Annotated in this window: 20 protein-coding genes and 2 tRNA genes; 10 read left to right on the top strand and 12 right to left on the bottom strand. The window is 46.3% G+C overall.

Annotation, left to right across the window (positions count from 1 at the left end; translation table 11 throughout):
- Window positions 1–12 precede the first annotated feature (12 nt).
- From ACSU1N_RS03230 to ACSU1N_RS03205, 6 genes are all read right to left on the bottom strand, one after another.
- Entirely contained in the window at window positions 13–300 is a 288-nt protein-coding gene (locus ACSU1N_RS03230; RefSeq protein WP_440060171.1) for a 50S ribosomal protein L31e, read from the bottom strand.
- Between the two features lie 11 nt (window positions 301–311).
- Window positions 312–467, bottom strand: a complete 156-nt coding sequence (locus ACSU1N_RS03225; RefSeq protein WP_440060170.1) for a 50S ribosomal protein L39e — start codon at window positions 465–467, stop codon at window positions 312–314.
- 2 nt (window positions 468–469) lie between these two features.
- The gene (locus ACSU1N_RS03220; protein ID WP_440060169.1) at window positions 470–802 is read right to left on the bottom strand and encodes a DNA-binding protein; all 333 of its coding nucleotides are present in this window, start codon (window positions 800–802) and stop codon (window positions 470–472) included.
- 55 nt (window positions 803–857) lie between these two features.
- The gene (locus ACSU1N_RS03215) at window positions 858–1325 is read right to left on the bottom strand and encodes a 30S ribosomal protein S19e (protein ID WP_440060168.1); all 468 of its coding nucleotides are present in this window, start codon (window positions 1323–1325) and stop codon (window positions 858–860) included.
- A 67-nt stretch (window positions 1326–1392) separates the two neighbouring features.
- Entirely contained in the window at window positions 1393–1557 is a 165-nt protein-coding gene (locus ACSU1N_RS03210; protein ID WP_440060167.1) for a YhbY family RNA-binding protein, read from the bottom strand.
- 47 nt (window positions 1558–1604) lie between these two features.
- Window positions 1605–1961, bottom strand: a complete 357-nt coding sequence (locus ACSU1N_RS03205; protein WP_440060266.1) for a ribonuclease P protein component 4 — start codon at window positions 1959–1961, stop codon at window positions 1605–1607.
- An 86-nt stretch (window positions 1962–2047) separates the two neighbouring features.
- Between ACSU1N_RS03205 and ACSU1N_RS03200 the strand changes: the two genes are divergently transcribed.
- From ACSU1N_RS03200 to dcd, 7 genes are all read left to right on the top strand, one after another.
- Entirely contained in the window at window positions 2048–2734 is a 687-nt protein-coding gene (locus tag ACSU1N_RS03200; RefSeq protein WP_440060166.1) for a 16S rRNA methyltransferase, read from the top strand.
- Between the two features lie 171 nt (window positions 2735–2905).
- Window positions 2906–4810: an anaerobic ribonucleoside triphosphate reductase gene (locus ACSU1N_RS03195; protein ID WP_440060165.1), complete on the top strand. Its 1905-nt coding sequence runs from the start codon at window positions 2906–2908 to the stop codon at window positions 4808–4810.
- Complete coding sequence (locus tag ACSU1N_RS03190) at window positions 4783–5586, top strand: anaerobic ribonucleoside-triphosphate reductase activating protein (RefSeq protein ID WP_440060164.1); 804 nt, start codon at window positions 4783–4785, stop codon at window positions 5584–5586. Before ACSU1N_RS03195 ends, ACSU1N_RS03190 begins: the two co-directional genes overlap by 28 nt.
- A 47-nt stretch (window positions 5587–5633) precedes the next feature.
- Complete coding sequence (locus tag ACSU1N_RS03185) at window positions 5634–6569, top strand: FAD-dependent thymidylate synthase (protein ID WP_440060265.1); 936 nt, start codon at window positions 5634–5636, stop codon at window positions 6567–6569.
- A 37-nt stretch (window positions 6570–6606) separates the two neighbouring features.
- Window positions 6607–7443, top strand: coding sequence for a hypothetical protein (locus ACSU1N_RS03180; RefSeq protein ID WP_440060163.1), 837 nt, complete (start codon window positions 6607–6609; stop codon window positions 7441–7443).
- A gap of 3 nt (window positions 7444–7446) precedes the next feature.
- Window positions 7447–8475: a hypothetical protein gene (locus ACSU1N_RS03175; protein WP_440060162.1), complete on the top strand. Its 1029-nt coding sequence runs from the start codon at window positions 7447–7449 to the stop codon at window positions 8473–8475.
- Between the two features lie 73 nt (window positions 8476–8548).
- Window positions 8549–9076: a dCTP deaminase gene (gene dcd, locus ACSU1N_RS03170; RefSeq protein ID WP_440060264.1), complete on the top strand. Its 528-nt coding sequence runs from the start codon at window positions 8549–8551 to the stop codon at window positions 9074–9076.
- A gap of 6 nt (window positions 9077–9082) precedes the next feature.
- Here the strand turns inward: dcd and ACSU1N_RS03165 are convergent.
- A tRNA-Glu gene (locus tag ACSU1N_RS03165) sits at window positions 9083–9190 on the bottom strand.
- A 201-nt stretch (window positions 9191–9391) separates the two neighbouring features.
- On the opposite strand from ACSU1N_RS03165, the gene ACSU1N_RS03160 reads away from it, so the two are divergent.
- Window positions 9392–9736, top strand: a complete 345-nt coding sequence (locus tag ACSU1N_RS03160) for a hypothetical protein (protein WP_440060161.1) — start codon at window positions 9392–9394, stop codon at window positions 9734–9736.
- A complete protein-coding gene (locus ACSU1N_RS03155) occupies window positions 9708–10430 on the top strand; it encodes a DNA/RNA nuclease SfsA (RefSeq protein ID WP_440060160.1) in 723 nt (240 codons plus the stop codon). Before ACSU1N_RS03160 ends, ACSU1N_RS03155 begins: the two co-directional genes overlap by 29 nt.
- Here the strand turns inward: ACSU1N_RS03155 and ACSU1N_RS03150 are convergent.
- Window positions 10419–13535, bottom strand: coding sequence for a DEAD/DEAH box helicase (locus ACSU1N_RS03150; protein WP_440060159.1), 3117 nt, complete (start codon window positions 13533–13535; stop codon window positions 10419–10421). The two genes, ACSU1N_RS03155 and ACSU1N_RS03150, sit on opposite strands and share 12 nt — an antisense overlap.
- A gap of 139 nt (window positions 13536–13674) precedes the next feature.
- On the opposite strand from ACSU1N_RS03150, the gene ACSU1N_RS03145 reads away from it, so the two are divergent.
- Window positions 13675–14235, top strand: coding sequence for a chromate transporter (locus tag ACSU1N_RS03145; protein ID WP_440060158.1), 561 nt, complete (start codon window positions 13675–13677; stop codon window positions 14233–14235).
- Here ACSU1N_RS03145 and ACSU1N_RS03140 read toward each other — a convergent pair.
- The 4 genes from ACSU1N_RS03140 to ACSU1N_RS03125 all read right to left on the bottom strand — a co-directional run bounded on the left by ACSU1N_RS03140 (window position 14232) and on the right by ACSU1N_RS03125 (window position 20097).
- Entirely contained in the window at window positions 14232–15122 is an 891-nt protein-coding gene (locus ACSU1N_RS03140) for a cation diffusion facilitator family transporter (protein ID WP_440060157.1), read from the bottom strand. The genes ACSU1N_RS03145 and ACSU1N_RS03140 overlap by 4 nt on opposite strands.
- A gap of 183 nt (window positions 15123–15305) precedes the next feature.
- Window positions 15306–15380: transfer RNA gene (locus ACSU1N_RS03135), tRNA-Arg, on the bottom strand.
- Between the two features lie 65 nt (window positions 15381–15445).
- Window positions 15446–16102, bottom strand: coding sequence for an endonuclease V (locus tag ACSU1N_RS03130; protein WP_440060156.1), 657 nt, complete (start codon window positions 16100–16102; stop codon window positions 15446–15448).
- A gap of 53 nt (window positions 16103–16155) precedes the next feature.
- A complete protein-coding gene (locus tag ACSU1N_RS03125) occupies window positions 16156–20097 on the bottom strand; it encodes a S8 family serine peptidase (RefSeq protein ID WP_440060155.1) in 3942 nt (1313 codons plus the stop codon).
- Window positions 20098–20128 lie beyond the last annotated feature (31 nt).

Below are 20128 nucleotides of genomic sequence, written 5' to 3'. Positions count from 1 at the left end.
CGTTTAAAAACGCTAGGATTGCTTCTTTTCACGCCTTAGCAGAACTACCTTAGCCGTCTTCTCGTTAGGGTCGAATCTTATCTCAACCCTTATCCTCCTAGGAGGTTTCTCCCTGCCTCTAGACCATACGTACTCGTTTACACGGGGGTCTATAATTATCTTCTCAGCTTGTTTGAAATGCCTCATTACATATTTTCTAATAAGCCTAACAGCTCTATCAGCCCTGTTCATCCTCCTCCCGAAATATACTCTCGCCAACGGTATTACGTGGATACTTTTCTGCACCTGGCTCTCGCTCATCTATACCACCTCTACAGTTCCAATTTGACTCTGCGCCAGTTCCTCAGTTTAAAGCCCCTCCTAACCCTCCTCCTCGTCTTCAATGTGACCCATATAGGTATAGCTCTATTGCTTTTCAAAGCCGAAGCATACCTTAACTTCCTAGCTAGAGGCTTATTCCTCGCCATACCTACTTCCTCTTTATCTCAATCTTCGTCTCCCTATGAGTAGACTCGTATATTTCAGCTAGCAGCCTTTTAAGAAATTCGTCTGTAATAGGTATTTTAACTCTTCCGCTCCTAGCCAGCTGTATCAACTGTTCCTCTAACACATCGGCTAATTCCGGTTTGACAAGCCTCAGATTCGACAGCCTCTCCCGGGCTTCAGGCGTCAGGATCTGCCTTAGAGCTGCTTCGATCTGGATACGCCTCTGCCTTTCCTCTTCAAGCTTTCTCTGCATTTCGGCTAGCTTTCTTCTCTTGATAGCCTCTAACTCCTCGTCTTCAAAACCCTCAGCTACCATTCTGAAAAACACCTCTCTCAAACTTGAGTAATACTCATTACATCCTCTTTAAGGTTTAGCTGGATGCAAGGTATTTAGCGTACTCTGGGTTTTCCTTAGCATATTCTCTAGCAATCTCGAAAGCAATCCTATCCATTAAAGCAATCGCCTGAGGCGTTAGGACACGCCCTTTCTTCGTCCTCCTGACAAGCTGTGCTTGCTCGAGTTGCTGTAGTATTCTCCTTATAACGCCTCCCCCGGCTTTTCTCTGGATCGGTGGCCTAACCCCCCTCCTCTGCCTACCACCGTATATTGTCCTGAACTCGCTTAAGCCGATCGGCCCGCCTGTCTTATATAGTTTCCTCAGGATACTTGCAGCTCTAATATACCACCAGTCGAGGTCTGTTGGAGGTTTTTCTTTGAAACTCCCGGTTTTCACAAACATATACCAGCTCGGCGGTTTAACTTCTGGTATATTCTCCTTTATGTATTGTGCAAGCCTCTTGATGAATCTGTCTGCTGGAACCTCTAGAACGTTAACCATAAGTATTACACCCGTGGACCTAGGTCTTGTTTTAAGGATTAGACTATTTTAAAATTAACCTCCCCGACTATTTAACGAGGATGAAAGTATGCCCCCTTACATCCCTAACTCTGCTCTTGGTTTTAGAAGCAATCTCCATAGCTATATCTTCTACCTCTCTATTACTCGTCCTAAGGTAGGATTTCAACACTCTTATCTTAACTACTCCGCGTTTCTCTAGCTGCTTCTTCACTTCCTCTATAAACCCCTCGGTAACCCCCCGTTTCCCTAATTGCAGGTCTACTTTGCCTCTAAGCCTTTCTCTGAGTTCCTCCTTGATTTTATCATAAACCTCCTTCTCCACCCGCATTCTAGGCATGTTACAACCAGCCTTGACCCTCTACCCTCGCTGACTATCCTATATCTTGCTGTCAAACCAGGTATTAAAGGTATGCGACATCTCCTGCAGTACCCTCTCCTAATATACCTAGGGGGCCTAGTCCTGCTCTTCCCCGCTATTTCAATTATGATCCCAATATACCTCCTAGCAAGCTCTTTATCCCCTGTTTTAACCGCTTCGAGAGACAATTTGTATAAGATCCCCATCCTCTGTAAAGCTATGTCTCTCAATAACCTATCCAAAACAGACTTCCTCACAGCCAAACTATGCTAAGCCTTCGGTTCTCAGCCTACCAACTATATCAGTAGTGAACTCTATTATATCTTGGTTAAGGTGTTCGGCGATGAAGCTTAGCGTACTGCTTCTTGAAGCAGGCCTAGAGCTAGTCCCGGAGGAAATATGGGAGGAACCCTCCGTGATTAAAAACGCTAGGAGGAGGGGGAAGAAGCCTTCGGAGATACTGTTAGATATCTCAGTCCACTACCAGGCTGCTAAAAAGCTCAAGGATTGGTTTAAACGGGGTAGGCCCGATATTGTTCACTCTTCTCTTCTCCAAATACTAGACAGCCCTGCGTCCAGGAGAGGGTTGGTTAACACATATATCCATACATACCAGGGCTTGATTATATGGCTAGACCATAGTGTTAGAATACCCCGGAACTACAACAGGTTCGTAGGGTTGATAGAACAATTACTAGTGAAAAAAGAAGTACCCCCAGGCTCTAGGAAGCCCCTTTTAAAAGTTTTGGATTACAAGCTCGAAGACTTCCTCAAAGAGAGCGGCTTAAATGGGTTAATCCTCTTATGGGAGAAAGGTGAGAGGAAGGGGTTGAGGAGCATTATAAGCGAAGCTGTTGAAAACAATTATGCGATCGGCATAGGAGCGTTCCAACATGGCGATTTCGGTGAATATGTATTAGAGATCGCTACAAAGAAATATTCTATATTCAGCGAGTCATTACCAGCATGGATCGTAGCATCAAGGTTGATCACAGCCTACGAGGCATATTTAAATTTATTAACCCTTTAAACATTAATATAAAACAGATCTGGATCATTATAGCCAAATTAAGTGATCCACTATTGCTATGGTGTATAATTATTGCATATGATAACAAGATTATCTCTCGTTTATAAGCTTCCTAAAAGAATAAATTAGGTTTTAGAAAGGTTTCTGGGCATAAGATCAGGTGTTTTATTTATGGATCATTTGATCATAGGTCATGAAACTAGTAAAAAAGTTGATCCACTTATTGAGTATGCTAGATGGAATAGTCTGGATGTAAACGAGAATGCTAATAGGTACATGGGTCCAACAAGTTTTTTCAGCTATTTACTCGAAGAATATATGAAAAACGACCTGCTAGACCTAATCCCGAGCAGGGTTCTCAAAGCTCATAAAGCTGGGATTATATATATCCATAAACTACCGTATAGTATCTACATACCCTACTGCTCGGGGCATAGTGTTAGCAGGCTCTTAGAGAAGGGTTTGAAAACATTTACTGTAGTATCACGTCCGGCAAAGCATTTCGATACATATGTCGACCATATCGCAAACTATCTTATCACCCTACAGCACTATTTCACCGGGGCACAGGCTTTCTCTAGTGTCGAATGGTATGCCGGGCCTTTCATCAGGAATGATAGACTAGACTATAAGACTGTTAAACAGCATATACAAAGGTTGCTCTTCAACCTCAACTACCCGACTCGAGTAGGCATGCAAACACCATTCACCAACTTCACTGTGACAATGAATGCTGCTAAGAAAGCTCTCGAAGGAGACTACACGGTCTACGATGGGAGGAAGCAGGAGCCTCTGGGGGTGTACGAAGAAGAAGCAAAGATGTTCCTCAAAGCGTTTATAGAGCTACTACTAGAGGGAGACGCCGTAGGACAACCTTTTACATTCCCAATACCGACTCTAATGGTAACCGCGAGCTGGCTCTGGGACGACCCCGAGTTGCACGAGCTTGTATTCAAGACTGCTGCTAAAAGAGGTAGCTTCTACTGGCTTAACACCCGTATCGTAGACCCTGATGCAGCATACGCGATGTGCTGCAGGATAACGATCGACCGTAACGAGCTCTTATATGCTTACAAGAATTCTTCGAAATTCTCGCTCAGCTCTCTCAAGAAAGATGTTGAAGAAGCAGAAGAAGAGTACTGGAGCAAGATAGAGAGGCAGCGGTTCGGCGGGATATGGGCTATGCCTGATATCACTGGGAGCGTTAACGTAGCTGATGTAAACCTGCCTAGAGTAGCGCTAGAGGCCCAGAAAGAAGAGAGCAGGTTCTGGGAGATCTACGAGGAGAGGCTCGGCCTAGTCAGGGAGGCAGTAGACTGGTTTAGGCAGAGGTATATTAAGCTAATGAAACAATATCCCAGCCTCTACAGTATGATCATTGAGTACATGCCTGAGTTCCCTTCAAGCCACTTCAATACGATCGGTTTAGTAGGGTTGCCCGAGGCAGCTGCTATATATATGGCTGAGCCGAAGCTGTGGAGCGAGGGCTCTAGGAAAGACTGGCTCAGGGCGGCAGAGGTGATGCGTAGAATGGTCGAGTTCGCGACAAAGCATGCTAGGGAGTGGATGAAGGAGTCTGGCACGCCATGGAATGTAGAGGAGGTACCTGCCGAATCTGCATCGCCTAAGATGGCGTCTATCGATATGAAGATATTCCCCGAGCTAGCCGAGTACCTGCCAGACCCGGAGAACCCTGTTTACAGCACTAGCGTAGCACCCTACTATGCTGAAATGGAGCTACCCGAGAGGATCGAGGTTGAAGCGAGAGTCCAGAAGTATTTCACAGGCGGTGTAATGATGCATATATTCCTAGGCGAAGAAGCCGAGCCTGAGGCATTAGCAAAGCTTGCTAAGAGGATAATGGAGACGGATATAGTGTACTGGAGCTTCACCCCCGCCCTAACATACTGCCCATCCTGCAACAGAACCTTCACAGGACTGTACAGTAAATGCCCTGTCTGCGGGAACCCGAATGTAGAAATCTGGAGCAGGATAATAGGGTATTATAGACCGCTGAAGAACTGGAACCCGTTTAGGAGGAGGGAGTTTTGGACGAGGAAGCACTACACGCAGTAGCTTTAGTGGAGGAGAAACCTAGTATAAGACTGGTGGGAGCCGGCTGGAAGAGTATAAGCTTAGTTGACGTAGTCGATTCTGTTACATTCACAGTATGGCTCTGCGGTTGCAACCTTAAATGCCCTTTCTGCCACAACTGGAAGCTTGCTAACAACGACCCCGATAGGTGTAGACTCCTCGATATAGAGAGGCTTCTTGAATCGCTAGATTCTTCTAGAATTATGATAGACTACGCTCATTTCACGGGTGGAGAGCCTCTTCTACAATGGGCTGAGCTCTCAAAGCTCTTTGAGGTCATTAGAGAAGGCTATAGTGTTAAGATAAGTCTCAATAGTAATCTAACCTTGTACTCTCCGTTGGTGAAGCTACTCAATAGAGATCTAGTAGACCATGTTGCAACGGATCTAAAGCTGCCTCCGGAGATAATGTTCGGGCAGGACTCTAATGCTACTAAAAGGCTGTGGCAACAGTTCACGAAGAGTATCGAATCTATAGCTGACAGAGGGATCCCTCTAGAACTCAGAATACCTATGGCTAAATTCAGTAAGCCTGAGCTTGTAGCCGACTACGTTAGTAAGATTTATCCGCACCTCGCGAAGATAGATAAGCTGATAATTGTAGTACAGCCCCTGCTCGGGGAGCCTGTTACTACGCCTAGGAACAGCGAGTGGTGTAAGATATTCTGCAACCCCCCGGACGAGCTCTTGGATAAGACTGCCGAAGCATTAAAGAAGTTTGGTTTCAATGTTAGAGTTAAGAAGTGGCTATCTAGCTAGACAGGATTTAATCCTTTTAATAATGATTCTTCTAACGGTTGCGGGCAGTGAAATACTTCCCCTACGTAAGGCTTGTTGCTAGGCTTGAAGAATCAAGTAAACTTATTGCGAGCGCTGCTAAAGCTACTATATCGCCGAAAGACTTCGACCACATACTAGAGGGTATAGATGAACCTAAAATAGAGGAGTGGGCTAGGGAGCTTGTTAGGAGGGGGCATGGCAGCCCTCTCGAGCACAGTATATACGTTTTCGAAATAGTCTGTAGCAGAGTGTGCAGCCACCAGTTGGTTAGGCATAGGCATGCGAGCTATAGTCAGCTCAGCCAGAGGTATAGCGATAAATACCTTAGGGGGTTGCTCAACGAGATACGTAATACCATGGGGAGGACTACTGGCGATACCGATGAGATATCTCTGATAGACGAGTTCGTGAAGTCGGAGCCCGACTTCCAAACACTCCTCAACATTGTCGGGGAGGCATTTATAGTGCCGCCCCGCGTCCTCGAACAGGGGGATAAGGGGTTTCTCCTAGCGTTGCTAGAAGGGGTTAGACACTATTACTCAGCGCTTAGAGCAGGCGTTTCCTACGAAGACGCTAGGCTACTCCTGCCGCAGGCTGTTAAAACCAGGATTATAGTCAGCATGAACGCTAGGGAACTACTCGAAGTATTCCTCCCTCTAAGAATGTGCAGTAGGGCCCAGTGGGAGATCAGGTGGATTGCCTGGATGATCAGGGATCAGCTGATGCGGTTTGATAAAGCCGTATTTAAATACTCTGGCCCCCGCTGCATACTATCCGAGAATAGGGCTAGGCTCGAACCCTGCACCCTAGAAGACTTTATCGAGGGAAGGTGCTATTTCACTATTGAGAGATGTCCCGAGATGATGCCTAGGAGTAAAATCCGCGACTGCCTCATCCAAGCATTTGAAGATCACAGGAAATACCTGACACGGCTTGGCGAGACTAGTAAAAGCCTATTTTAACAGACTCTAATCTAGAGGTTCTAACCGGGTTATAAGATTGGATAAGGCCGGTAGTAGAATCCTGCCTCTGGCTATACACCTATCCTCCCTCCTAGTACTAGTTGCTTCAACTACCATATTTCAAGGAGACCTGCTCGCTTACTATGCTAGAATAGATATAGCCCTATGGATAGCCCTCCTAGCTTCGGTAACCGGGTTTAGAGGAGCGATTAGGAGGGATATCGAATCCCATAGACTCCTCTGGATAACAGGTTTTACTGTAATTGCCGCAGGGAGAGTATATAGTATTGTCTCGACTACTATTGAAAACCCTCTCAAATTATACATCGGCGGCCTCATTAACTCGTTTAACTACGAGCTGTCGATAATACTCGGCTTAATAGGTATCTCTATTTGCTTACTAGGGGACCTACTTCTACTCTTCAACTTTACTTCTATTGTTAGAAACCCTCTCATACAAATAAGGCTGTTGGCTAGTGTTATAGGAGACCACCCTGTTCTAGTATCAGCTCTAATAGCTTTCCTAGTTAGGTTAGCGCCTGAACTCTACTTCTCCAACTATATCATTGGCTACGATACAGTTGAATACGTGAGCCACCTAAGGGATTTCACTGCCAAGCCTAGTTTCATAGGAGTCTACTACTGGATGGGTGGCTTGAGGAGGATACCTCCAATGCTAGACTGGATGCTATACCCGTTCTCCCTATTTGTAGACCCTTTCTACATCTTCAAGATATACCCGGCAATAGCGTTCGCTACCATAGTAGCTCTCACTGTAAAATATTCTACTAAAACCCTTAGAGCCGGTAGTAGTACAGCCTTGATCGTAGGGATTACTACATCCCTTTCTATTATCATGTTGAGGGAGTCATGAGACTTGATGAAACAGCTCCTAGCAGAAGTTTTCTTCCTAGCCGCAATTATCACTGTAGATACAGGCTCTCTTCTAAAACCGCTACTATTAATGCTCGCCTCCACACTATCCAGCGAATTCGGGGGTTTCGCATCTAGTATTGCATCGGCAATTGTATTTATTATCAAAGCTAGGAATAGAGAGTTTTCTAAAGGATTACTCTACCTTTCCGCATCAGCGTTATTCTACCTGCTGACTACATTCTTTATACAGACCCAGCCTGTAGCATACAATAGTATATTAATTATCTCGTCGCCGACTGTCTCAACAAGCTATCTCCCAGACCAGGCTTCCTCAGAGCTTACACGCATCCTGCTTACGCTCGGTCCTTTACTACCTGCGTACTTAGCATGGTCTGTTAAAAACGCGTTGAGAAACATGCCCTCAGCCATGATCTCGCTAGTTTTATTCCTTATAGCCCTAGCACCGGTGCTAGCACCTGTCTACAACCCCGTAGGAGGAGAATGGGATAGGGTTCTAATGATTATCGCCCCGCTGATAATCTCTTCTTCTATAACTACAATGTCCTTTATATTAGGGAGGATAGGAGTTTTCTCCCTCTGCCTACTGGTAGTACTGCCGGGAGTATACAGTATTCTACCCAGCGGCGACTATTTTAATCAAACAATGTACATGGTACTTTATAGAACACCTACTCTACTAAAACCCGTCCCTCCGAACCCCTTGATGTACGAGCTCTCTGTCGAAGCAGCAGGTAAAGCCTCCCTATTCTACGGTAGTAAGACCATAGTCGCTCCTGAGTGGATTATTAGGTTCATACATCTTTTCGTCAGGAACCCCTGCCCTGGGAAACTAGTGTCTGTCAACTCTATCGATGGAAAAATCGTGGAAAACATGCTTGGAGAGAGCAATGATTTCATCCTTGTATATCCAAGAGGCTCTATCAACTTATCTAATAAAACAACAAACATTAGAGAAGTAATCGTCTACGAGAACTATTACATCACTGTAAGTATCGTCTCCAGGAAATGATATAGGCCAGCTATTATCTCAACCTGCCCCTTATTTACCGATTAACACTATTTGCAACCAGGGGGTGGGTAATCTGATCCTAAGCGACTGGGATATTCGTGTATATATTGAGAAAAAGCTTCTCGTGATTAATCCTTTATTCGAAGATACCGTAAGAGAGAACGGTGTAGACCTGAGGTTCGGCAGCGAATTCTGCCGGTTTAAAACAGGGGGTGTTATAGACACTAGGGAGATGAATGTAAGAGACCTCTTGGAATGTCACCGGGTGGGCGGGGAAGGCTTTACTATAAACCCTTACGAGCACGTTTTAACAACCACGATGGAGTGGGTTGAGCTCCCTATAGATTTAGTCGGCTTAGTCAACCTTAGGAGTACTTTCGCTAGAGCCGGTATCTACATCCCGCCGACAGTTATCGATGCAGGTTTCAAAGGAGAGGTTACTATAGAGCTAATAGGCGGACCAAACGCTGTTAGAGTATACCCCGGCCAGAGATTCCTCCACGTGGTATTCCTGAGGACGAGCAGCCCAGTTTACAAGCCCTACTCTGGTAAATACCAGGGGCAGAAAGGTGTTACACCAGCACTAGGCGATAAGAGATAATCCGGATGCCGCCGCCGGGATTTGAACCCGGGTTTCCCGCACCCCCTGCACCGGGCCTTGGGGTGTCACGGGCTCGAGAGGCCCGCATACTTGACCGGGCTATACTACGGCGGCTCCTCCAAAACATTTATACATACCGGAGTTTTAAACCTGAAACCCGATATACGCAGTCTCCCTAATTGGCTGGTATTTTAATAAGGGTTTTTCCAAGATCAGTCTCTACGCCACCCCGTAGCGCGTGTATCCACCGATTATGTTTTTATTCGAATTCTATAATCGGGTACCTTATAGCTGTAAGGGTTAGAAGCGGTGGTTATGCTGCTGACGTACGAGCTTTCTTCGATAATATGCCTGCTAATTATTGCCCTAGTCATTCTATCCAGCCTATTTAAAGGGAGGTGGCTTAAGATATCTATTACTCTCATAGGGATATCTACTATAATACTAAACTATCTCGTATTCTACCTAGTATCTGAAAACAATGTATCTATCAGTATACTACCTTTATTCATTATAGAATCCACGAGCAAAGGATCGAGTATAAGCCCTGATATAGGGCAGATAATAGCGTTATCCCTTATCGTTTTATGGCGTAGAGAGCTCTCAAGGCTTGTTCGGAGGGTTGGCAGGGTTGGAGATAAAGATAATGGGGTTAGATAATGTTAGAGAATGCGTTTTCATGAGGAGGTTGAACAGGTTTGTTAGCCTGCTAGAATGCGAAGAAGGGATAGTGGAAGGATATACTAATAACACTGGAAGACTTCTCCAGTTCTTCCAGGAGGGTAGGAGGGTTTTCGTAACCCCTGCTAGCGGCAGAACCCCCTATAGGATTATAGGTGTTAGAGACAGAGGCTACGGTGCTTTAATCGATACTAGGCTACAGGAGGAATCCCTGGAATTCCTAATACAGAACAACCTCCTACACTGGGCTAATGGATGCCGGGGGTTGAAGAGGTATTTTAGGATCGGGGGTAGCATTATAGATTTCTACGGGAGATGCCCTAGTGATACATTGATAGAATTGAAAAGCGCTGTGGCTTGGACTATTGACGGATACGCTGGATACCCTGACGCTCCTACTGAGAGAGGGAGAGGGCATTTAAAGGTTTTATCCGAGGCTTTAAATAGGGGGTTCAGGAGTATTCTAGTATTCGCTTCCTCACTCCCATTCGCTGCAGGTGTTAAACCGCTCTGCGACATAGATCCCTTGTTCTACGCCGAGCTTGTTAATGCTTTCAAAAAGGGTGTCGAACTAAGGTCTTTCGGGATATTCTTCGACCCGGCCGATAACTATATTAAACTGTATAGTAGCGACCTGCCGGTAGTATTAGAATGCGGGAGGTTAGCTCTTTGACAACTCTACGGCCTGGGAGCTGGTTAAGAGGAGATAGCTTAGATATACCTCCCGGCATTTATCCGAAAGGTATGTTTTAATAATCTCCGACTTCTCGGGGTAGACCCTGCCTTTCTCCAGGATATCCGATACTGCTAACGCTACGTCTTCTACCCTAATACTCTCCTTGTAAATACCAGTAGCCGACAGGATATCCCTAATACTTAGATTAGACATCCAGGCCGGTTTCCCTAGTCTCTGTATATCTATTACCCTATCCCCAGGCGTGTTAGATAGAGTTCGAGCCAGCGTTCTTAGATTCGCCTTCTTGAGTTGTTCAAGAGTCTTGTCTAGAGAGTCGACGATGACACGGTAGTCTTCGTAATCGATTTTCTCCGCGATCAAAGATTCTAACTGTCTAAGGCTCTCAGGCGGCTTGATATAGGGTATCGGCGGGTATATTTCAACAACCGACGAGTGCTCTTCACCATCGAAGAAGCCCAGGGCTGTTAGAAGAGAGGGTTTTAGAGAGTCCTCCCCAGAGACCTCTGTGACCACACAGAGGGATAATAGTTTCAGAGACCTGTTAGGTTTAGGTATTCTAATCTCCTTCCCGCCTACGATAATACTAACATTCCTCCTCGATATAATATAGTCTAGTAGCCTCATGATCTCCTGTTTCACAATATCCCATCTGAACTCTATCGATATGAGCGTGGAGTAGGCTAGCTCATCTATCTGGGATAAGAGTATCCTGTCCAGGGAGGTAAATTCGTATTCTTCCACGATCTTTTTAACGCTATGCCAATTTAGTTTATCTATCAACCCGGCTGCTTCAGGCTCGTGGAGGTTAAAGTACTTATGCTCGCCTATCTTGATCACATCGTACATTATAGTCTCGAACGCTATGCCAAGCCTCCTCCTTAGGATGATCATAAGGGCTGCTAGAGCCAGCCTCATGAGCTCAGCGTTTTCAACAGGGTCTACTTCGAAGCTGTAACCGTAGGTGAAATCCCTGTACTCGCCGCCGGTCGGTGTCGGTAGGTAGATCTGCCTCCTATCGTAGAAGACTATGGTTTCTCCCCCTATCCTCATAGACTTTGGTTTCTCAGACCTCACAGTCCATATGCATCTATTAGGGACCTTCCTGTATACTCCGAAACCGTTCGACGGTACGTATACTACGCAGAGCTCTTCCGACGAAATCCTGCCTGACAAAAGGTCTCTCATTATATTAGGCTTCTCACCCCAAGTATCTTTAACATACCTGTACTCTTCCAAAGCAATCCTGAAAGCATCGTCCTGGTAGAAATCTATTTCTCTAAACGGTTTCTCTACGACTCTGGCTACGCGCCTACTCGACCCGCCTCTCTCGAGGCTTGTTACAATAGCTTCTTCACCATAGTCAATACACCCTGGCTGGAACCTTTCTACGAGGTCGCAGTGCCCTATTGGCTCCAACGGTATCTCTCTGTTCTCCTTGACAATATACCTCTTAATACCGTAGGGAGGCCCATACTCGTAGAAGTTTATCCTCTCATAGATCGATTTAGCATAATCTAGGCTAGCACCCCTACCTAATACCCCTGCCTTGGATAAGGCTTCTTTCTCTTCCTCTGCTAGCTCGCTCTTGAACCAGGGCGATATGAGTTTCGCAATGCCTGTGAATAGGTGTATGTAGAGGTTATCCGGGTTTATAATAGTCTTCTCAATACCTAGCCCAAGCCACTCTTTTAAGGCATTAAACCCTCCTGCTAACAGCTCTCTGTCCCACCTCCCAAATGGTATTATCACTGTCTCAGAGTAGCCGAGCTCCTTCCTCCTACCCTTCCTCCCTTCTCTCTGGTAGTATTCTCTAACATCGTCTGGGAGACCGAGATGGACGATCCTAGCGACCTCTCCAATATCAATACCCTGCGAAAGGGTTCTAGGCGTTATTAATAGTTTTATAATCCTCTTCCTCGCTTTCTCTTCAATCTCCTCTCTCTTCTCCTTTGCTACGAGATGGTGATGTGTTGCTGCAGGTATGTTCTCGCCGAACCTGTTCTTTAACTCCCTTAATACCTCTTCTGCATGGCTGATACTCCTTGTGAATACTATTGTTACATAATCGTCTTCAACAAACCTCGCAAGTATTTCCGCGTAGTCAGGTGTTATAGAAGGTACTTCTATACCCATGGATTCGAATAACTGTATGTAGAAATATGGTTTTTCAGCGAAAACATCGAAGTCTTCAATAGCTCTAACAGCTTCCTCGGGGATCTTCTTCCCACGTAATATCTCAGCACTCTTATCTCTAATCTTAAGCCAGACATCCCTCAGGTTTTTCCCTAATACTATATAAGTCCTGTTCTCGACTCTGAAAGGCCTGCCTTTTACAATACGGTAATTCCTACCCGTTATATCCCGTAGGAATAAGCCTAGGTCTTCAGGATTCGAAATAGTTGCTCCTAGTACAGCCACCTGGGGCTTCTTGTCTGCTGTAAGCGATATTATTTTCAGTAATGCTAACAGTAGTGCTATACTACGGGGGCTATAGAAGTCTATCTCATCTACTACGATTAGATCTACCGACTTATAGAAATTAGCGAGAAACGATTTGGAAGGTGATAACAGAAATTTCTTCAGGTCGTGAAGTAGGAATGCCGGGTTTGTGACGACGATACTAGACCTCCCTAGCTCTTCTATTAAAACCCTCCTCCCAAGAGCCCCCTGAGCCTTCTTCCTAACTCTAACACTATCTACCTGTGTAAAACCAACACCTACTGTAGAAGAGTATTCCTGGATCCTCCTAACCTGGTCGTTGGCGAGCGCCAGGGTTGGATACATGACTATCGTCTTAAGATTTACCCCCTCGGTAGCCTTCTTTAGAACGTATAGAATCCATGCTTCAGTTTTACCGCTACCAGTCCCCGAGACAAGTATTACGTTCTCACCATTCAACAAGGCTGTGAATGCCTCGAATTGATGTTTGTATAAAAGCTCTCCACCAATACGTGTTTTCGATAACGCCGGCACTATATCGGAGAATTTCACCATAGCATACTCGGGTTCGCTAGCCTCCTCGACTTCATAATAGAATCTATAACCGAGCTCTTTCAGTAGACTAGCAGTATCAACCCTCATTCCAGACTCCAATTAGACTATGATCTAAAAATACACACGAGCTCTATATAGGTTTACGCCCTCAAAACTACTACTGTGCGGAGAGCGGTCTCTCTATTTATTAGAATACGGGTATTAGAGTGGTTTAAGAGGGGTGGCTATGGGCGTAAGCCTCCTTGAATTATTCCTGGAGTTTATGAAAATAGGATTCTTCATGTTCGGCGGGGGCTATGGTGGGATAGCCCTGTTGTACAAAGAGCTTGTAGAACTACATAAATGGATTAGCGATGAAGAATTTATTAGGATACTCGGTATAGCCGAGAGCACCCCGGGCCCTATAGCAATCAACTCTGCTACATACATAGGCTACAAGCTCGGCGGTATACCGGGTTCGATACTAGCTACTCTCGGCGTTGTAATACCCCCGTATCTCGTAATACTGGTTATAGCGATGTTCCTGACAGAGTATATGGGTACTGAGGCGGCTAGAGTCGTGTTCAGAGGGATTAATGCCGCGGTAGTAGCGCTAATACTATACGCCCTAGTATCCGTAGGTAGGAGCGTCCTACTAGTAAAGACCCCTCCCTACATTAATTTCATACCGCTGGGGATATTCATAGTAGCCTTCGCCCTGCTATATTTCGCTAGGCTACACCCTATCTACGTTATACTCGTCTCAGCAGGATTGAGCATCCTGGTGAAAATAGTTCTCAATATCTAATCGATATGCCCTTTCATCTTTGCGGCGCTGGCAGGCTCTACGTGCACAGTAGCCTCGTACCCAAGTTCTCTCCTTATAGCTTCCTCTACACGGGTAGCTATCTCGTGTGCCTCGACCAGGGTTAGATCGCTCGGTAGATGCACGTGTAGTGTCACCTCGACGTGCTCCCCATATCTATGGACATGGATATGATGGACGCTGAGGATTTTCCCGCTAACCCTCCTAGCTATATCAACTATTTTCTCAGCTTCCTCCCGGCTAGGCGCCTTACCTATCAGGTTGCTAGACGCCTCATATACTATGCTGGCACCAGTAGCTATTATGAATAGCGATACTATAATACCCATAACCCCGTCTACCCACCAGTAGTTACCTCCGAGGTAGAATGCTAGGGCTAGGAGAGCTGTAGCTATCGCATCACTCCTATGGTGCCAAGCGTCTCCCTTAATAGATTCTGATCTAAACCTCTCTCCGAGCCTGAAAGCCCATTGTGCTAAAAATTCTTTAGCAACTGCTGTAATAGAGAGGATGATTACTAGTGTTAATGAGAAGACATATGTTTCCCTCGATATAAGCTTGTTATAACTCGATAATGCAAATTCGAATCCGACCACCGCAAGGAGAACTCCTATAATCAGGGCAGCGATCTCCTCAGCCCTCCCGTGCCCGAACGGGTGCTCTCTATCAGGCCTAGAATAAGCTATTTTGAACCCAAGTATCACTGTCACTGATGTAACACTGTCCGAGAGCGTATGTATAGCGTCTGCTACTACAGCTATAGAATCGAATACCAACCCGAAGTAGTATTTCACAATGAAAATCAGGGTGTTCACGATAACCGAGACTAGCCCCTCGATATAACCCGCTTTCTTCCTATCCAGCTCCAAAAACAACTCCTCTACTATGGGAAATCGTAGACGTTTATTTTAGGTGTAGCGTTAAACAATCCTAACAATGCTGCAATATCAACTAGTGATAAGTGCTAATTTACACAGGGCATTCTCTCCAATAATCTTAGGATCCACTTCTAGGCCCGATACTACCAGCTGGTTCGATAGAATACATTTACACGGGCCCGCCGGGACTTGAACCCGGGTCCTCCGGCTCCGCAGGCCGGCGCCCTATCCTAGCTAGGCGACGGGCCCGGTATCATGATATTAACTTTGTAGCCCAATAAACCTTCACTTACAAGATTGCCACGTTAGCATCTCTACTTCTTTTTACCCGTCGCAATCCCCTTTTTTACCTCCTTAGAGTACTTATCGGCTAGGTAAACCGGCTCGGGGAGTTTGTGGCCGGCTAGGGTTCTCTCTACTAGTCTAACCGCTTCCTCGAGTGTAACACTATACCCGATGCTAACGTATAGTTCGAAGCCTCCTCTCCTCAATATAGCACCGGCCCTCAACCCGTGTGCGTAAATATACCTGCCAGTTTCCTCTACTCTCTCCTCACCGTAAAGCCTACTCTTAGCCACGCCTATGCTTGGAGTGTCTAGTACTAGGCCGATATGGGATGCTATACCGAACCCTCTCGGGTGGGTTAGGCCGTGGCCGTCTACCATTATAACCTCGGGCCATCTCCCCAGCCTAGCTAGAGCCTGGATAATCCCAGGTGCTTCTCTGAAGGCTAGTAAACCCGGGATATATGGGACAGGTGCTTCAACCACCGCGTAGGATCTACCTACAATTTTAAGCCCGTCTAAATCTAGTAGCACTGCGACACCGATAGAGAGATTGCCTACATAGGATGCGTCAACCCCGGCTACAAACCTAGCGCTATCGGCTTTGAAACTAGCTGTTCTAATACTCTCTAGGACTCTCTTTGATAGTTCCCTCTGTAGTCTAATAGCCCTATTGTAATCAAACAATTCTGCTACCAGGAAGAGAATATGCGTATTCTAGAAAAAAATAGTTTTAGGTTTTAGAAGCCTGTTGAAACAACCGCGTTATAGGCTATGCTAAAGACTACCAGGCTATTGCTTGTAGTATTGTAGTAGTAGAGCCCTGTCGAATGCCATGTTACATTCGGTAGCGTCAATACTGTTTCAACATACGTCGGGGATTGCACAGTATAAGCTACCGTATACATTATACCGTTGCTTGAAGAACCAAGGTAGTAGCCTTGTCCCGCTAATATTACTGTTGAAGAACCGTTCTGGAAGACCCTGGTTCCCAGCACTATAGTCGAGAGGCTAGCGCCTACTACACTACCGTCTGTTACGCTATAGGCTTTAGCGCCTAGCAACGGCAGGGTTATCGAAGGAGCCGAGAAGTATGCTGTAACACTCAACCCGCTAGCCGTCTGTGTCTTAACCTGGTATGCTCTAACAACTGTTATATCCAGCTTTACAGGGTCGTATAACAGGCTACCGCTATAGCTATTGAATGCTATCAGCAACCTGTAGAGCCCGGGCTGGAAGCCTGGGTACGCGTAGCCCATTGCTAGTATTATCTCGCTATAGCTCGATGGTGAAACCGTTATCCTGTAGTGTGTGTATACAGTAGCGTAAGCGTATAGAGACGGCCATTTAACAGGTACATACAGCCTTAATACTCCAGCAAGCTGGTCGTTGGGGTTCGGGTTGTAAACATAGCCGATCGACGCCGTCAGCTTGTAGGCCGAGAACAAGTTGAGGTCGCCGCTAGGCAGGAATGCTCCCCCAGGAGGCTGGACTAGTACCTCGAGCGAAGTAGCCGGGCCACTAGACCAGCTAGCCTGGAGCAGGAAGCCTGCGACCCTGAGGTCTGTCACGTACACTGGCACAAGCCTCCAGTCGAGGCTCTCAGTATACCTTCCGTACACCGGGTCTGCTAAGCCGACAGGAGTATAAGAGTCGTATGAGAGGAACGACCTGTAGAAGGATAGCCTGGCGAATCCTTTATCATCTAGCACGAGTGGGACTATTATGGTAGCTGGTATAACGATCGTCTTGCTAGGCGTGTAGACCAGTATTTTCACATCGTATACTCCAGGCTGCTGCATCGAGGGTATTGTTATCCTGCCTGATATAGTGCCGGTTCCATTGATATAAGTGAATAAGTAGGGCATATTGAAAGATACGAAGGGTGCTGGAATCTCTTTGTAAACCCTTGCTACAATCCTTACTGCTACAGGTGTTGGAGCTGGAGCGCTCGGGTTCGGCCTAAGCCTGATAACCATGTCTCCTCTAACCTTCATCGAGACATTGCCTACTGGGAGCCTGTCTTCAGTCGCGACTTTAGCATCCGTAGTCAGCCTGTATAATTTCCCTCCGTAGTAGTCGAATACGTCGGCTCTGATCATATAGCCACTACTCGACGGTAACTGCCCATAGTATGGTGGAGTATAGGTTAAGTTCTTGAACTGGATATAGAACTCGACGTAGTCTCCGTCAGCGAAGTACAGCCTCGGCAGAGTGAATAAGCTTGTAGTAAACCTGTATACTCCATCGTATACCGTGACTTCTCTAATGAGCTGGTACCATACTGCTCTAGCTGAGACAAAGCCTCTGCCGTTAACGTTTATAGTGAAGTTGTATGACGAGCCAGGGGGTACTACAGCGTAGAGAGCTGTGTCTGCTAGCATTCCAGCGATGACACTGGTGTAATCCCCGTAGACGTTAGCGTAGTTCTCGATAAACGCGTTCGCAATAGGCTGGGTTAAGTAGGCTGTGAAGCCTCCGCTCATAATAGTTGATACTAGGTTGAAGGCGTTCACCTGGCCGCTTCCCTGCTCTAGGGCTGGGTACTTCACGTCGTTTGCACTACTCTTCACGAGTACTTTGAGGTCTACAGGCGACGGTATGTAACCGTATTTAGCCATGAAGGCTTGTACTCCTAGGGCGAGTACACCGCTTGTAAACGGTGTTGCCTCGCTTGTTCCTCCGAAGAGGGTTAAGCCTCCTCCAGCACCTTCATTGTATCCGACGGCACCATACCCTCTACCATCTATTGTTCTAACACCAGCCCACTCCCAGGCTCCTACAGCTGCTACATCCGGTTTCGGATAGCCTAGTGCATTAGGCCCTCTGCTACTGAAAGGTATAATATCGCTATTATAACCTGGTGGGAATCCATACATTTGGAAGTACTCGAAGTTCGTTGTAGCAGCTACCTCTATTATCAAGAGGTCTGCGCCCGGTGAAGATATTGTCGTATACCCTGGGCCGTAGTTTCCTGCAGCGAATACTATTGTCACATTATGGTTAATCAACAGGTTTACAGCAATTATCTGGTCGAATACTGCGGATAGATAATCCATACCAGGGCCTTGGTGGCCCCATTTAGCGAGGTTGATATAGCCCCAGCTATTGCTTATTATATCAGCTCTCCTAATCCCGCTTGGCACAGGGTACAGAGCCTGGTAGGTCGGATCGTATACCCAGTCCCAGCCTCCCAGCCAGTACTCTACCGGTATCAGGTCTCCAAAGAAGAATCCTGTGCCCGCAGACAATTTAGCCTCGGGGGCGACTCCGAATAATTTATACGTCCCACCATACCCTGTGTAGTTAAGCCTGCCTCTCGCAGCAATCACTGTAGCAACACTCGTGCCGTGACCATGCCAATCAGTTAGCACGGCGATGTATTTGCCGTTAGGGTCTAGGCCAGGGTATTCGCCAGGCTGCCCTAGGTAGATGTAGGGATACGAGTAGGTGTAGTTTGCTAGCCCGTACGAATCAATATATGCTCCAGCTATTGCTCCGACACCGAAATCAATTATGCCGTCTCCGTTGAAATCCCTGCCTATTACATCGTTAACTCCTAGTTTGAAGAGTTGTTCGTCGTTGAAGCTATAGTCTAGCCAGGCAGGGTTAGGGGCAGCCCATAGAATCCTACCTAGAGTACTGTTCTCGAGACTCCTCATAGTAACAGATAGGGAGTAGAATGCTGTAGACAGGTCGAACATTACAGCGTTGTAGACCCCGGGAGTGTCGGCATCTACTAGTAGAGTCGGGATCCTTACTCTAACATAGTATCCTGTTAGAGAATCTGCGAAGAACCATTCTAAGAACCCGAATTTGTATATACCGCTTTTACTGACCGGTGGCGCAGTCCAGTTAACTGTTACTCTCACAGTGTAGACGATGGGTGTGCCGTATGTGCCCGAGAGAAGCGTGCTAAATACGGGAACAATTGCCCCGCTCGTATTCAGATACCCATTAGAATCCCTTACTACGGTTATAGGCGTTAGAGCAATATGTTCATCGTTTACAACTATGAGAGGTGTGCCGCTAGCGTCCCTGGCTACCGCGTCCAGGCCTAGCTCGGGGGTTGTGAAATCTATCCCTGTATCTACTACCCCTACTATGACACCCTTACCTTTGAAACCATATGTAGACCACTCTTTCTTAACACCTAGTATGTCTAGGCTGGAGAATGTAGAGTAGCCTCCGGTTCCTGTAGCCTGGGCTGGTAGAGGAGGCTTCTCCTCGCCTGCTGTTAGTTTAAGCTTCTCCTCGCCCGAGAACAATTCCTCTAGGGAGGGAGAAGGCATTATGTTTAAGACGCCGGGTAAGCCGGCTATTTTGACAAGTCCTTCTCTGTCCGTGACTATATGTGCTACTACGATACCGTTGGGGAGCGGGATGTAATACTTTATCTTCGCATATTCTCTAGCAAGCATTAGCGCCTGCTTGTACGCTACCAGCAAGAAGGGTTTGTAAATGCTTGCCTGAGGCGTGTTTAAAACCTGTACACCCTGCTCGAAAGCGTCTACGATCTTCCCCTGGCTACTATCATTGAACACCCCTAGCAAGTCGTTTAAGTTGCTTACTTTGCTCGGAGGTAGATTTAGCGAGTAGCCCACTGCTAGAGTCGCAAAGGACGATAATATTATTACAACCAGGAATAGTAGAGGGAGTAGACTGCTAATACGAATATTCATACTAATACACCAAGCCCACTATGCTAAAATA

The organism is Thermogladius sp. 4427co (assembly GCF_051933805.1).
Taxonomy (GTDB): Archaea; Thermoproteota; Thermoprotei_A; order Sulfolobales; family Desulfurococcaceae; genus Thermogladius.
This window is presented reverse-complemented; position numbering and strand designations above follow the sequence as displayed.